General features: G+C 67.1%; 12 protein-coding genes and 2 pseudogenes. 7 read left to right on the forward strand and 7 right to left on the reverse strand.

The window, feature by feature from the left end; genetic code table 11:
- Positions 1 to 209 precede the first annotated feature (209 nt).
- On the reverse strand, positions 210 to 842 hold the full coding sequence (locus tag H1Q64_RS19030; RefSeq protein ID WP_237905154.1) for an exonuclease domain-containing protein: 633 nt from the start codon (positions 840 to 842) through the stop codon (positions 210 to 212).
- A gap of 248 nt (positions 843 to 1,090) precedes the next feature.
- Between H1Q64_RS19030 and H1Q64_RS19035 the strand changes: the two genes are divergently transcribed.
- Positions 1,091 to 1,264: a DUF427 domain-containing protein gene (locus H1Q64_RS19035; RefSeq protein ID WP_419468848.1), complete on the forward strand. Its 174-nt coding sequence runs from the start codon at positions 1,091 to 1,093 to the stop codon at positions 1,262 to 1,264.
- On the opposite strand, the pseudogene H1Q64_RS19040 reads toward H1Q64_RS19035, so the two are convergent.
- Positions 1,234 to 1,584, reverse strand: a pseudogene (locus H1Q64_RS19040) (transposase); the annotation flags it as partial. The gene H1Q64_RS19035 and the pseudogene H1Q64_RS19040 overlap by 31 nt on opposite strands.
- An 88-nt stretch (positions 1,585 to 1,672) precedes the next feature.
- Between H1Q64_RS19040 and H1Q64_RS19045 the strand changes: the two are divergent.
- Positions 1,673 to 2,200, forward strand: a pseudogene (locus H1Q64_RS19045) (CatB-related O-acetyltransferase); the annotation flags it as partial.
- Between the two features lie 9 nt (positions 2,201 to 2,209).
- On the opposite strand, the gene H1Q64_RS19050 reads toward H1Q64_RS19045, so the two are convergent.
- Entirely contained in the window at positions 2,210 to 3,142 is a 933-nt protein-coding gene (locus H1Q64_RS19050) for a DMT family transporter (RefSeq protein ID WP_237905155.1), read from the reverse strand.
- A 164-nt stretch (positions 3,143 to 3,306) separates the two neighbouring features.
- Between H1Q64_RS19050 and H1Q64_RS19055 the strand changes: the two genes are divergently transcribed.
- Positions 3,307 to 4,155, forward strand: coding sequence for a DMT family transporter (locus tag H1Q64_RS19055; RefSeq protein ID WP_237905156.1), 849 nt, complete (start codon positions 3,307 to 3,309; stop codon positions 4,153 to 4,155).
- Between the two features lie 19 nt (positions 4,156 to 4,174).
- Here the strand turns inward: H1Q64_RS19055 and H1Q64_RS19060 are convergent, their stop codons facing one another.
- From H1Q64_RS19060 to H1Q64_RS19075, 4 genes are all read right to left on the reverse strand, one after another.
- The gene (locus H1Q64_RS19060; RefSeq protein WP_237905157.1) at positions 4,175 to 4,990 is read right to left on the reverse strand and encodes an FkbM family methyltransferase; all 816 of its coding nucleotides are present in this window, start codon (positions 4,988 to 4,990) and stop codon (positions 4,175 to 4,177) included.
- 60 nt (positions 4,991 to 5,050) lie between these two features.
- On the reverse strand, positions 5,051 to 5,758 hold the full coding sequence (locus H1Q64_RS19065; protein ID WP_237905158.1) for a hypothetical protein: 708 nt from the start codon (positions 5,756 to 5,758) through the stop codon (positions 5,051 to 5,053).
- Positions 5,759 to 5,922: 164 nt separating this feature from the next.
- Positions 5,923 to 7,632, reverse strand: coding sequence for an adenine deaminase (ade, locus tag H1Q64_RS19070; protein ID WP_237905159.1), 1,710 nt, complete (start codon positions 7,630 to 7,632; stop codon positions 5,923 to 5,925).
- 93 nt (positions 7,633 to 7,725) lie between these two features.
- Positions 7,726 to 7,983, reverse strand: coding sequence for a hypothetical protein (locus H1Q64_RS19075; RefSeq protein ID WP_237905160.1), 258 nt, complete (start codon positions 7,981 to 7,983; stop codon positions 7,726 to 7,728).
- 235 nt (positions 7,984 to 8,218) lie between these two features.
- Here H1Q64_RS19075 and H1Q64_RS19080 point away from each other — a divergent pair, with 235 nt between their 5' ends.
- From H1Q64_RS19080 to hybB, 4 genes are all read left to right on the forward strand, one after another.
- Positions 8,219 to 9,910: a methyl-accepting chemotaxis protein gene (locus tag H1Q64_RS19080; RefSeq protein WP_237905161.1), complete on the forward strand. Its 1,692-nt coding sequence runs from the start codon at positions 8,219 to 8,221 to the stop codon at positions 9,908 to 9,910.
- A 319-nt stretch (positions 9,911 to 10,229) separates the two neighbouring features.
- Positions 10,230 to 11,393: a hydrogenase small subunit gene (locus tag H1Q64_RS19085; protein WP_237905162.1), complete on the forward strand. Its 1,164-nt coding sequence runs from the start codon at positions 10,230 to 10,232 to the stop codon at positions 11,391 to 11,393.
- Between the two features lie 9 nt (positions 11,394 to 11,402).
- Positions 11,403 to 12,473, forward strand: coding sequence for a hydrogenase 2 operon protein HybA (gene hybA / locus H1Q64_RS19090; protein WP_237905163.1), 1,071 nt, complete (start codon positions 11,403 to 11,405; stop codon positions 12,471 to 12,473).
- Positions 12,474 to 12,485: 12 nt separating this feature from the next.
- The gene (hybB, locus tag H1Q64_RS19095; protein WP_237905164.1) at positions 12,486 to 13,655 is read left to right on the forward strand and encodes a Ni/Fe-hydrogenase cytochrome b subunit; all 1,170 of its coding nucleotides are present in this window, start codon (positions 12,486 to 12,488) and stop codon (positions 13,653 to 13,655) included.

The raw sequence follows: 13,655 nt of genomic DNA on the forward strand, positions 1-13,655 counted from the left end.
TCCTCGCGGGTGACCTGACCAACTGTCAGCGCGTAAAGTTCGGCGACACCTTGCCCGACAGCGCAAGATCGGTTTGCCAGGCGCCGGACTGTCGACTCTGCGCCATGAGCAGCCAGCACCGTTCAGCGCAAGCTGCCCCGATACGCGACCTTGACGCCTTCCGCCCGTCAGGGCGCGCGGCACGATATCCGAATGCCCGGCGCCGTGCCTCACTCATACACGGCGTCGCGCGGGCCGGTATCTCCCAACGCCATTTTGACGAAGGCTTCAGCCGTCAGGTCTGCGTCGAGCAGCGCGCCATGGTGGGCGAAGCGATCACTCCGGTCGAGCCACAGCCGATCACACAGCGCATCGAGCGAGCCGGAAGCACCGGGGAAGACCGCGTGCGACATCTCCTTGGTACAGATGAACCGGTCCGCCGAGAACGTGTCGGCACCCCATGCGGCGCGTCCGCAGCGCGCGAACTCGTAGTTCAGGAAGTCCATCTCGTTCTCATAGGCATGCGCCACCAGAAGGTCCTCGCCCAGAAAGGCGAGAAGCGCGTCGGCCACCTCGGGAAAGCGGGGCGCCACCTTCAGGTCGGCGGGCTTGATGCCGTGCACCTTGATGGCGTCGGGATGGAGAGGGGCGTCGGGGTTGACCCGCGCCTCCCAGCTGCGCGCTTTCCTCCAGCCATCGCCCTCACGGATGATCTCAAGACACCCGATTTCGATGATGATGCCGGGCTGACGCAGGCCCTTGGGCGCCTTACTGATGTCCTGGAGGCTCGGCAGGCGCCGTCCGGTCGTCTCGATGTCGATCGCGACCAGCCGGTCACGTCCTTCCCACGGCTGCATGCTCATTGATATCCAATCTTTCATCGGTGGAGCCACCTGTGGCACGGATGTGAAACAAGGACAACGCTCCGTCACGCCGCCCAGAGTAGCATGGCTACAGCGCCGGCCGCCGATCAGCGACACCACGGTCACAAGCGGCCGGCCCATGCCGTCGAGGCTCTTGATCCTGATGGGTCAGGATAAAGAGTCGCTGGTATAAGGCATGACGGCCGCGCCATGACCGGCGCGACTACCGGTGAGCAAGGAGTATCGCTGTGAAAATTCCCGGCCCCGAGCATCCCATCACGATCATCCCCAACCCGAATCGGACTCGTGTCGTCTTCGCCAGCCGGGTCGTCGCCGATACGGCACGCGCCCTGACGCTGACGGAGGCGAAGTTGCCCGTGGTCCAATATATTCCCCCGGATTCGGTTGTTTTCACCGATTGACTGTCGATCGCCGCCGCCGTGGGTTGAGCTTTGCGGCCACGCCGCGTTCGATACTGCTCGCGCAGCGCCGCATTGACCTGTTCCCACTTCCCGCTTTTGCGCCAGCGGCGGAAGTGATCGTACACGTCCGTCCAAGGCGGCAGATCGTGGGGCATCATGCGCCAAGCGATGCCGCCACGCAGGACATACAAACATCCGTCTATGATGCGCCTCAGGTCGTGTTTGCGCTGCGCTCCGCGATGCTCACTCTTCGTGAAGAGCTTCGAGACGACCGCCCACTCGCCATCGGTCAAGTCTGTCGGGTAACGGTCCGGGGGCATGCGATCTCCTCCCAAGGCGCCGACTCTGCATGCTTGATCAACAGATCATTTGGGGCGCGCGTTTCGAGTCAGCATTGATGCTGTATTTTCTTATTATTCTTCTCAACAACCTCTGATACCCGACCGAACCGATGTGGACAAGCTGATCATCGGAAGCTTCTGCTCGATTGGTTCGGGTGCCTCCTTCATCATGGCGGGCAACCAGGGACATCGAAACGATTAGGTTTCGACCTTCCCCTTCTTCTACATGAAGGAAGAAGCCGCCTTTGCCGGAGCACGCGACGGATACGCACCCGCCGGAGACACGGTTATCGGAAACGATGTCTGGATCGGCTCGGAGGCCATGATCATGGCGGGCGTCAAAATCGGTCACGGCGCCATCATCGGCAGCCGGGCGCTCGTCACCAAAGACGTCGAGCCCTACACGGTCGTCGGCGGGAATCCGGCGAAGCCGATCCGCAAGCGGTTCCCTGACTCTGACATCGCCCAACTTCTGGAGATGGCTTGGTGAGATTGGCCGATCGAACAGATCGCCGAGGCCATGCCGCTGCTCTGCGCGGGCGACATTGCCGCCCTTTACACGCAGTGGTCAAGGACTGCCGACCGCGCGCCGTAAAGTAAAGCCTCACCCCCGCAGAACGTCGCGGCTGGCCAGCACGGCGCCGCCCATGATGAGCGCGCAGGCCGCCCAGACAGTCCAGCCCCCCACCGCCTGCCCGAACAGGATCAGCAGCAGCGTGGAGGTCAGCGGCGTGGCGTAGGACAGCACGCCCAGCGCCCGGATGTCGCCGCGCTTCACCCCGTGGTCCCACACGAAGAAGGCCGCGCCGACCGGCCCGATCCCCATGGCGAGCACCGCCAGCCATTCGCCGCCCGACGGCGCCACGGTGGTTTCGAACAGCAGGTGCGACACCCCGGCCAGCACCGCCGTGGCGAGGCAGAAGCCGCCGACCGCCTCAGTCGGGACGTCGCCGAAACGGCGCGACAGCACCGAATAGGACGCCCAGAGCACCGCCGCGGCCATGGCCGACAGGTAGCCCGGCGTGTCCCCGGCGTCGAGCGACAGGCCGCGCCCGCCGCCGGTCACGATCAGCACCGTCCCGGCCAGCCCGCACAGCGCGCCCAGCACATGGCCGCGCTTCAGCCGCTCCCCAGGCAGCAGCGCGGAGAACAGGACGATCAGCAGCGGCCAGAGATAATTCAGCAGATTGACCTCGACCGCCGCACCGGGAGCGAGGCGGAAGGCCAGGAAATAGCAGAAATGATAGCCGAACAGCCCGGCGACGCCGAGCAGCCAAACCCGCCAGGGCTGGCGCAGCACGCCGATCACGTCCTTGCCACGCGCGGCCCCCGCCGCCGTCCCGATGATGAAGGCGACGCCGAAGGACATCGCGACGAGTTGGAACGGCGGAATGGTTCCCGACAGCGCCGTCAGCAGCGCCAGCGTGGACCACATCAATATGGCCAGCCCGCCAATGGCGGTGGCGCGGCGGACGGCGGCCGGGGCTGACGCCGCGGCGGACGGGAGACTCTGGGGCGGGAAGCTATCGGTCGGCATGGCGAACGCTTAACGCAAAGAACGCAGCCGGGCAATCGGACTGGGCAATTGGGCCGGGACAATCAAACTGCCCGGCAGCGGACCTGTGCGTGTATCCTGCCATCCGGCGGGCCGCATGCCGTCCTTCCATCCACCTCGTTCCCTTCTCAACCACGGCCCCCACCTTGCCCACCGAAGCCCTTCTTGCCGTCCTGGCCGGCGCCCTTCTCCATGCCGGCTGGAACACCGCGCTGAAGGCCGGCGGCGGCAGCGCGTCCGACGCGGTCCTGGTGGTCGCCGGGTCCGCCTTCATCGCCCTGCTGCTGCTTCCCGTCGTCCCAGCGCCATCGCTCGCCAGCGCGCCCTACCTCGGCGTGACAGCGGTGCTGCACGTCGCCTATTTCCGTCTCCTCGCCGCCGCCTATCGCGAGGGGGCGATGAGCCACGCCTATCCCCTGATGCGCGGCACGCCGCCGCTGCTCGTGGCGCTGTGCAGCGGCGTGCTGCTGGGCGAAGGTCTGTCCGCCGGCGCCTGGGCGGGGACGGTGCTGGTCTGCGGCGGCATCCTCGGGCTGACCCTGTTGGGGCGGGGATCGGGCTCGTCGGGATCGTGGCGGGGCACCGCCTGCGCGCTAGCCAACGCCCTGGTGATCGCCGCCTACACGGTGGTGGACGGCATCGGCGTGCGGCTGTCCGGTTCGGCTGCCGGCTACACGCTGTGGTGTTTCCTGCTGTTGAGCGTGCCCATGGTCGGGGGTGCGCTGCTGCGCGACGCCAGGGGTTTTCTGAGCCACGCCCGCCGACGCTGGATGGTGGCGCTGTGCGGAGGGGCGGCCAGCATCGCCTCCTACGGGCTCGCGCTCTGGGCGATGACCCTGGCGCCGGTCGCCGTGGTGGCGGCGCTGCGTGAAACCTCGATCCTGTTCGCCATGGCGTTGGCCGCCCTGGTGCTCAAGGAGCGGGTCGGTCCGGTGCGTCTGGCCTCCGGCGTGGTCATCGTGCTCGGCGCCGCGTCGCTGCGCCTCGCGGCCTGAAGCCCGGCAGTCCGAGGCCCTACTGGCGGATGGCCAGGAAGTTCTGGTACGCAAAGATTTCGTCGAACTCGGAATAGCCGGACAGCCGGTACAGCCCGTCCTTGACGATCTTACAGACGGCGAAGCCGTCCAGCCGGCTCCAGAAATCGCGCAGGAAGGTCCGGGAATCGAGGTTGCAACCGCCGAACTCGAACTGGATGAAATCGATGGCGCGCCGGTCCAACAGACCGCGCCCCCCGTCCAGGATGGCGATCTCGTGGCCCTCCACATCGATCTTGAGGAAATGGACGCGGTCGATGCCGGCCTCCGCGCAGAACCCATCCAGAGTCGCCAGACGAACGGCCTCCCCGCTCCCGCCCTCTTGAAATTCCCGGATCACGCGATCGTGGAGGGAGGCCAGGGTCGAACCGGGCCGGTCGCTGTGCAGAGTGGCTGCGCCGGCCCGGTCGGACAGGCCGAGGTTGACGGGACGGCAACGGCCGGGATAACGCGCGGCCGTCTCCTGCAGCGCGCGGAACGCCGTCGGCGACGGTTCGAAGGACCAGACGGTTGCGGCGGGAAAGCGGTCGAGCGCCGCCGCCGTGTAGACACCGACGTTGGCACCGACGTCGAAAATCACGGCTTCGGCGTCGGCGACGCCGCGCCGCTTCAGTTCGCCCTGGATGTAGCGGAGGACTCCGGCCTCGCCCGAGGTCTGGATGTCGGCGTCGTTGACCAGACCCATCCCCTTCAGGGCCTGCCGGTGGATCGCGCGGAAGAAATCCTGCTGGCCGGCCTTTCCCTGATGCTCCGCGACGTAGTCGGCGAGGGCGCGGAACAGCTCTTCAGGGGTCATGGCGGCGTGGTCTCCGGCAGCGGCGGACCGGCAGTGTAGCCGCCGCCGCCCCGCCGCGCCTCAGAAAAGCCCGTTCAGCAGAGACCCGCGCCCGCTGTAGCCGCTGCTTCCCCCGGTGAGGATGCCCAGCGCCCCGGAACTGGTCGTCGTGCCACCGGTCAGCAGGGAGGTCAGGCGCTGAAGCTGCGGTGTCTGCTGGAGCGGGTTGTCGCCCTTGGCCGGCTGCTTGGCGATGGTGTCGTAGTCCTTGCTGTAGTCGCCCATGCGCAGCTGGAGGCCGTAGTTCTTCTCCTCCTTGGCGTCCACGCCCTTGTCGCGGGAGACACGCAGCGTGTAGTCGCCGCGGTCGAGCGACAGGGTGCCCGCCTCGAACTTCTTGTAAGTGTCGTAGGTGGCGCCGGCCTCGCTGTTGCTGTCGGCGATGATCTTGCCCTGCTTGTCCATCAGCTGGACGCGCACGCCGGTGTCGCCGACGCGGCCGAGGGCGACCTCGCCGGGCGTCGCCAAATTGAATTTGTAGAAATCCGCCGGGTCGTTGGCGGCCAGCGTGCTGAGCACGTTGAGGCGGCTGGTGTCCTTCACCAGCGTGCCAACGTTGGTGGCGAAGGGCGCGGCGTTCAGGGCAGACTTGCGGACGGTCTGCTCATACTCCTGGACGTTGCCGCTGGGCTTGGCGTCGGTCGCCTGCTTGGCCTGCTCCTGGACGCGCTTCATCGCCGCGTCGATGGACGTCTGAAGGCTCTGCGCCAAGCTGCTGATGTCGCTCATTCCAACCATGGCACGCCCCTCCGACCGGCATTCTTCGCGTTTGTCGGACAGCCCCTTGCAGGCGGCGGGCCAAAAGGCTTTCCATGATTTTCAAAGGTTTGAGCCGGGGCTCCCGCCGAAGGGGCCGGCAAGATCCGCACCCCGTCCGGCAGGAATTGCCGGGGTCACGCTTCTACCAGCGCGAATGTGTCGACATCCACCAGCCCGCGGTCGGTAATCTTCAGGTGCGGAATCACCGGCAGCGGCAGGAAGGCCAGTTGCAGGAAGGGCTCGGCCAGCGGGCAGCCCATCTCCTTCACCGACGCGCGCAGGCTGCGCAGATGGCGCTCCACCGTCTCGAAGGGCTCCAGGCTCATCAACCCGGCCAACGGCAGGGCCAGTTCACCCACCACCTTGCCATTGCGAACCGCGACGAAGCCGCCCTGCAATTCGATCAAGCGGTTGACGGCGATGGCCATGTCCTCGTCCGACGCGCCGACCACGCAGATGTTGTGGCTGTCGTGCCCGACCGAGGAAGCCAGCGCGCCCTCGCGGATGTGGAAGCCGCTGGCGAAGCCGCGCCCGACATTCTGGTTGGTGCCGTGGCGGGCGAAGACGCAGATCTTCAGGATGTCGCGGTCGGGATCCGTCACCAGCTTGCCGTCTCTGGCCGGCACCTCCAGCCGCAGATGGGCGGTGATGATCTTGCCGGGCAGGACCCCGATCACCGACTGGACGGAGCCGCGGGCAGGCACCACGAAATCCTCCGCCGTCACCGGCTGAAGCTTGACCGAGCGCAGACCCACCGGGCTGACCGCCGGGCGCCCGGCGAAGGTCTCCGGCGTCACCACCCGCCCGTTGCGGATGACCCGGTTGACCGCGCATTCCTCCAGATCGTCCAGCAGGACGAGGTCGGCGCGCTGCCCCGGCGCGATCAGGCCGCGGTCGAACAGGCCGAAGCCGCGTGCCGCCGACCATGTGGCGGCGCGGTAGACATGGGTCAGCGGGGCGCCCAGCCGGATCGCGCTGCGGATCAGATGGTCCATGTGCCCCTCCTCGGCGATGTCGAGGGGGTTGCGGTCATCGGTGCAGAATCCGAGGAAGGGCGATGTTTCCGGCTGGATCACCGGGGCCAGCGCGTGCACATCCTTCGACACCGACCCGTCGCGGATCAGCACCTGCATGCCCTTGCGCAGCTTCTCCATCGCCTCCGGCGCGCTGGTCGTCTCATGGCAGTTGCGGATGCCGCAGGACAGATACGCGTTCAGCTCCCGCCCGCTGAGCAGCGGGGCGTGGCCGTCGATGTGGAGGCCGTCGAAGGCGGCCAGCTTGTCGAGAACCCCGTCCACCTTGTGGAAGACGCCGGGGAAGTTCATGAACTCCGCCAGCCCCAGCACCTTCGGGTGGTCCTTGTGGCGCAGCAGATCCGCCGCCTCCAGCCGCGCGCCGGAGGTCTCCAGCTCCGTCGCCGGCACGCAGGAGGAGAGTTGCACCCGCAGGTCCAGCACCGTTCCCTCGGCGCAGTCCAGGAAGTAGCGAAGCCCCTTCTCGCCCAGCACGTTGCAGATTTCGTGCGGGTCGCAGATGGCCGTGGTGGTGCCGCGCGGCAGGACGCAACGGTCGAACTCCATCGGCGTGACGCAGGTGGATTCGCAATGGACGTGGGTGTCGATGAAGCCCGGAACGACGGTCAGCCCGCGCCCGTCGATCTCCTCCGCCCCGTCGTACGATTCATAGGTGCCGACGATCCGGTCGCCACAGATGGCGATGTCGCCCGCTGCGGTCTCGCCGGTGACGACATTGAGGAAACGGGTGTTCTTGATGACCAGATCGGCCTTGGTCTCGCCCAGGGCTTGGCCGATGCGCGTCTTCAATTCGTCCCGGGTGACCGCCATCGCTCCGCCTCGTCCAACCCATTCCAAGTCTTCTTTAGGTAAATGGCCGGACGGCGCCCTTCAATCGGATATTCCATAACGTCGATTGCGCGCTCAGCCCCCCGGACGACTCGCCAGTTCGATCACCGGTGCGGTGCCACGATAGTCCGGGTAGTTCCAGTAGGTGCGCGGCTCCAGCCGGTAGGCCGGGAGACCGCCACCCAGCGTGTAAACCGGCCCGCTTCCGCCATAGCCGACGCCGTAGTTGCCCGCCTCGGGCAGACCATTGTCTCCGCAAGCCGTCAGCACCAGAAGCAGAACGGCAATGAACAATTGTGTGAGCGTTCCGATGATGGCTGCGATGGGCTTCATGATCCACCCGCCCGCTCCGACGCGTTGCACCCTCATGAAAACAAACACGCCGTGACTTTGGCTATTCCTGAAAAAATCGGTTCGCTCCAAAAACAATATGCGTTTCGTCCAGTTCTGGCCAAAAGGCGGCGCGGCAACGTGTCATGGAACGATTTAACGCTTCGGAAACCAATGGGTGCCTCATTATCGTCAGACGCAGAGGCGGCACAAGACCGCCGCAATGGGGACGTCCAGCATGTTGAAAGCGCTTAAGAATTTAAAGATCGGGCCGAAGGTCTATCTTCTCGTGGGGCTGCAGGCGGCGGTGGCCGCGGTGACCGGCCTGATGGGGCTGGCCGCCATGCAGGATCTGGCCGGCAAGTCCGAGGCCATCGAACGGGCGTCGGACCGCCAAGTGCTGGGCGAGCAGCTCAACGGCCTCGTCCTGGCCGTCGTCATGGACTCGCGCGGCGTCTACATGGCCCGCGACCGGGCCGAGGTGGACAAGTTCGGCAAGCCCCTGCTGGACAATCTGAACACCCTTGGCGAGCGGCTCGGCACCCTGAAGCGCCTCACCCCGGCGGAGGGGCAAGCCGCGCTGGCCCCGGTGGCGGCGAAAGCCGAGGAGTTCATCCGCTTCCGTACGGAACTGGTGCGCCTCGCCCGCGAGAAGGGGTCCGCGGAAGCCCGCACATACGGCGACAACGACGCCAACCGCAGCAACCGCCAAGCGTTGAACGGCGCGATCCAGACGCTCAGCACCAGTCAGGACGGCGTGATCGACCGCCTGCACGACGAATTGGTGTCGGCACGCCAGCACTGGACCACCCTGATGCTCGCCATCGGTGTCGGCGGCGTGCTCTTCGGCGTCCTGCTGGCCGTCCTGGTCGCCCGCGACATGATCGCGCGCCCCATCGCCCGCATGACCGCGGCGATGAAGACCATCGCCGCCGGCAACACCACGGCCGAGGTGCCCGGCACCGGCCAGGGCGACGAGGTCGGCGACATGGCGGAGGCCGTTCTGGTCTTCCGCGACGGGCTGCGGCGCGCCAATGACTTGGCCGAGCAGGAGCGCCGCGAGATCGACGTGCGCCGCCAGCGTCAGGAACGGCTGGAGGCCCTGACCCAGGGCTTCGCCCAGAAGATCGAGGGGCTGTGCCGCACCCTGAACGGCGAGGCCGACAGCATCCGCAGCAGCGCCGAATCGCTGACCCACTCCGCCGCCGACGCCTCGCGCCGCAGCTCGACCGTCGCCGCCGCGGCGGAGCAGGCCACCGGCAACGTCCAGACCGTGGCGGCGGCGACCGAGGAGCTGTCCACCTCCATCGGCTCGATCAGCCAGCGCCTCGGCGAGGCCGCCCGCATCGCCAGCGAGGCGGAGCGGGAGGCCCAGCGCACCAACAGCACGATCCAGGGGCTCGCCCAGGCGGCGGAGAAGATCGGCGCGGTGGTCAACCTCATCACCGAGATCGCCAGCCAGACCAACCTGCTGGCGCTGAACGCGACCATCGAGGCGGCCCGCGCCGGCGAGGCTGGCAAGGGCTTCGCCGTGGTGGCGCAGGAGGTGAAGAGCCTCGCCAACCAGACCGCCCGCGCCACCGAGGAGATCTCCGCCCAGATCGTCGCCATCCAGAGCGAGACCCAGCAGGCGGTCGGCGCGATCAGCGGCATCGTCGGCACCATCGAGCGGATCAGCGACATCAGCACCAACGTCGCCGCCGCGGTGGAGCAGCAGGGCTCCGCCACCCAGGAAATCGCCCGCAACGTGCAGGAGGCCGCGATCGGCACGCAGGAGGTCTCCTCGACCATCTCCGGCGTGTCGCAGTCGGCCGACCACACCGGCGAGGCCGCCGGTGGCCTGCTGAGCGCCGCCAAGGGCCTGTCGGTCCACGCGCGCACCCTGCAGAGCGACGTGGACGACTTCACCCGCCAAATGAAGGCGGTCTGATCCTCTCCCCCTCCTCCCCGGACTTTGTGCCGGGGAGGAGGCTTTTCCCGACGCATCCTTTCCACTGATGCGCCGCGGGCGTTCGAAGCTTACCCGCCTCATACCCCATTTGATGTAGATCAATGCCGCGCCCGCATCGAAACTGGTGCAATGCCGGCGAGCGTTTCGCGCCCAAATACCCCTACAATTGATAGGGATTACGCCGCGCCGTGGGTTTCCCGCCTCGGGTTCCCCAGGACGCGCCGTGGCGTGCTGCGCATCCGGCGTCCGGCAACCGGGCGGCCAGCGGATCAATGCAAAAGGGTCTTTGGGGGAAATCATGCCCGACGGACATGTGGATCTCGACGCCGAGCACATCGGCGATCTCGACGAGTATGAGGGTGCGCTGGCCGGCCTGTCCCGCCGGGAGTTCCTGACCTACTGCACGGGCGTGGCCGCCACGCTGGGCCTGTCCCCCGCCTTCGGCGTGAAGATCGCCAACGCCGCCGTGGCCGCGCCGCGCCCGACGGTGATCTGGCTGTCGGGCCAGGCCTGCACCGGCTGCACCGAATCGCTGCTGCGCACCCATCACCCGTCGCTCGAGACGCTGATCCTCGACACCATCTCGCTCGACTACAACGAGACGCTGATGACCGGCTCCGGCCACCAAGCCGAGAACTGGAAGCAGCAGGCGATGAAGGACAATTGGGGCAAGTACCTGATGGTCACCGACGGCTCCATCCCGACGAAGGACGGGGGCGTCTATTGCAAGGTCGCCGGCAAGACCTACAAGGACGCCGTGCTGGAGTGCGCCAAGGGCGCCGCCGCGGTCATCTCCATGGGCTCCTGCTCCTCCTGGGGCGGCTGGCCGTCGACCGGCGTCAATCCCACGGGCGCCGTCGGCCTGAACGAGATCATCAAGGACAAGCCGGTCGTCTCCGTCCCCGGCTGCCCGCCGAACCCCTACAATTTCCTGTCGCTGGTCCTGCATTTCGTCGCCTTCGGCAAGCTGCCGGAGCTGGACGACAAGATGCGCCCGAAGTTCGCCTACGGCCGCCTGATCCACGAGAACTGCGAGCGCCGCCCGCATTTCGACGCCGGACGCTTCGCGATGGAGTTCGGCGACTATGGCCACCGCCAGGGCTACTGTCTCTACAAGCTCGGCTGCAAGGGGCCGGAGACCTACGCGAACTGTCCGTCCGTCGGCTTCAACGACGTCGGCCAGGGCACTTGGCCGGTCGGCACCGGCCATCCCTGCTTCGGCTGCACCGAAAAGGGCGTCGGCTTCACCAAGGGCATCCATGAACTGGCCTCGCTGAAGTCGGTCGCGCCGCCCAACACCTACCCGGCGGTCGCCGTGGACAAGGGCGAGGGCATCTCCGCCGGGGCCGCGGCGGTGGTCGCCGGCATCGCCGGCGCGGCGGTCGGCGCCGGCGCCGTCATTTCCAGCCGGCTCGGCAAGCAGGACGCGAAGACCGAATCCTCCTCCACCGCCGCCGAGTGAGGTGACGCCATGTCGAAAAACATGATGTCGAAGAACAAGACATCGGTCTCGCGGCGCGGCTTCCTGCGGAACGCGGTCAAGGGCAGCGCGGCCGCCGCCGCAGCGGCCTGCACCACCGTGGTCGCCGCCCCGCCGGAGGCCAACGCGCTGGTCCGTCCGCCCAAGCCGCTGCCGCCCGACGCCGTCGGGCTGCTCTACGACAGCACGCTGTGCATCGGCTGCAAGGCCTGCGTGACCGCCTGCAAGGAGGTCAACCACATGCCGCCCGACGTCGGCCCGGCCCAGCAGGGCTGGAACGCGGGGGGCGGTGACCAGCCGATCTACGACAGCCCGGTGGAGCTGTCGGCCAGGACGCTGAACGTCATCAAGGCCTACAGCCACGGCACCGGCGCCACCAAGGATGCGGCGGAGAACGGCTTCGCCTTCATCAAGCGGCAGTGCCTGCACTGCGCCGATCCGTCCTGCGTGTCGGTCTGCCCGGTGTCGGCGATGACCAAGGACGCGAAGACCGGCATCGTCAACCACGACCCGAGCGCCTGCATCGGCTGCCGCTACTGCGTGCTGTCCTGCCCGTTCGGCGTGCCGAAGTACGACTACAACGACGCCTTCGGCGAGATCAAAAAGTGCCAGCTGTGCAAGCAGCAGCTCGCCAAGAACGAGCTTCCGGGCTGCGCCGACGTCTGCCCCACCGGGGCGACGCTGTTCGGCCGCACGGAGGACCTCAAGGCGGAGGCCAAGCGCCGCACCGCGCTGAAGGTGGGCGAGTACGCGCACTTCCCGCGCGGCGACATCGCCGGCAAAGTCGGCGGTCCGCGCTCCGGCCATGAGAAGCTCGTGGAGGCGGCTTACCAGACGCACATCTACGGCGAAAAGGAGCTGGGCGGCACGCAGTGCCTCGCGGTGTCTGCCGTGCCGTTCGACAAGCTGAACCTGCCCACCAACGTGCCGGAGAACGGCTATCCGACCCTGTCGGAAGGCATCCAGCACACGCTCTACGCGGGCATGATCGCCCCCGCCACGGTGTTCGCCGGTCTCGCCTATCTGGCGCACCGCAACACCAAGAACCACACCGACGAGTGAGGGGGCCGCGCCATGTCTTCGCACGTTAAAGAGCATCATGGGCATGAGCATCAGCCGCTCGGCGGCCGGGTCCTCACCCTTCCCTTCCTGATCTGCGCCGCCCTGGTCGCCATCGCCGGCGTCATCCTGTTCCAGCGCTACACGCAGGGGCTGGCCGCCGCGTCGAACCTGAACGACGGCTATCCCTGGGGCATCTGGGTGGCCATCGACGTGGTGATCGGCTCGGCCTTCGGCTGCGCCGGCTACGTCATCGCGCTGCTCTGCTACATCCTGAACCGCGGCGAGTACCACCCGCTGGTCCGTCCGGCGGTGCTGGCCAGCCTGTTCGGCTACGGCCTCGCCGGTCTGGCGGTGCTGGTCGATCTGGGCCGCTACTGGAACTTCTACCACATGATGCTGCCGTGGTACGCGCAGCCGAACTCCGTGATGCTGGAGGTCGGCCTGTGCGTGGCGACCTACACGCTGGTGCTGGTGGTGGAGTTCGCCCCGGCCTTCCTGGAGCGCTTCGGGATCGAGGGGCTGCGCGCCAAGCTGAACAAGGTGCTGTGGGTCTTCATCGCGCTGGGCGTCCTGCTGCCGACGATGCACCAGTCGTCGCTCGGCACCATGATGGTCATCGTCGGGCACAAGCTGTCGCCGCTGTGGCAGTCGCAGATGCTGCCGGTCTTCTTCCTGCTGACCGCCATCCTGATGGGCTTCGCCATCGTGGTGTGGGAATCGGTCATGGCCTCGCTGAACTTCCGCCGCCCGATGGAGACGCCGGTGCTGTCGAAGCTGTCGGACCTGATGCTGGTCGTCGCCTCGCTGTTCGTCGTGCTGCGCTTCGTCGACCTGATCGTGCGCGGCCAGATCGGCCAGATCTTCGGCGGCCCGCAGTCCGGCTGGTTCATCGCGGAAATGGTGTTGATGATTTCCGGCCTTGCGCTGCTGATCCCCAAGGCCAACCGCAACCGGTCGCGGGCGCTGTTCCTGGCGGCCTCGCTCCTGCTGGCGGCGGGCATCCTCTACCGCCTGAACGTCTATCTCATCGGCTTCACGCCGTCGGTCGGCCCTTGGCACTACTTCCCCTCGGTCAAGGAAATCATGGTCACCGTCGGCGTCTTCGCGCTGGAGATCGCGCTGTATCTCCTCTTCGTGAAGAAGCTGCCCGTCATGCACGCCGTCCATCCCGAGCACGGCTGA

Origin of the sequence: Azospirillum brasilense (assembly GCF_022023855.1) — a bacterium.
In the GTDB taxonomy this organism is placed as follows: domain Bacteria; phylum Pseudomonadota; class Alphaproteobacteria; order Azospirillales; family Azospirillaceae; genus Azospirillum; species Azospirillum brasilense_F.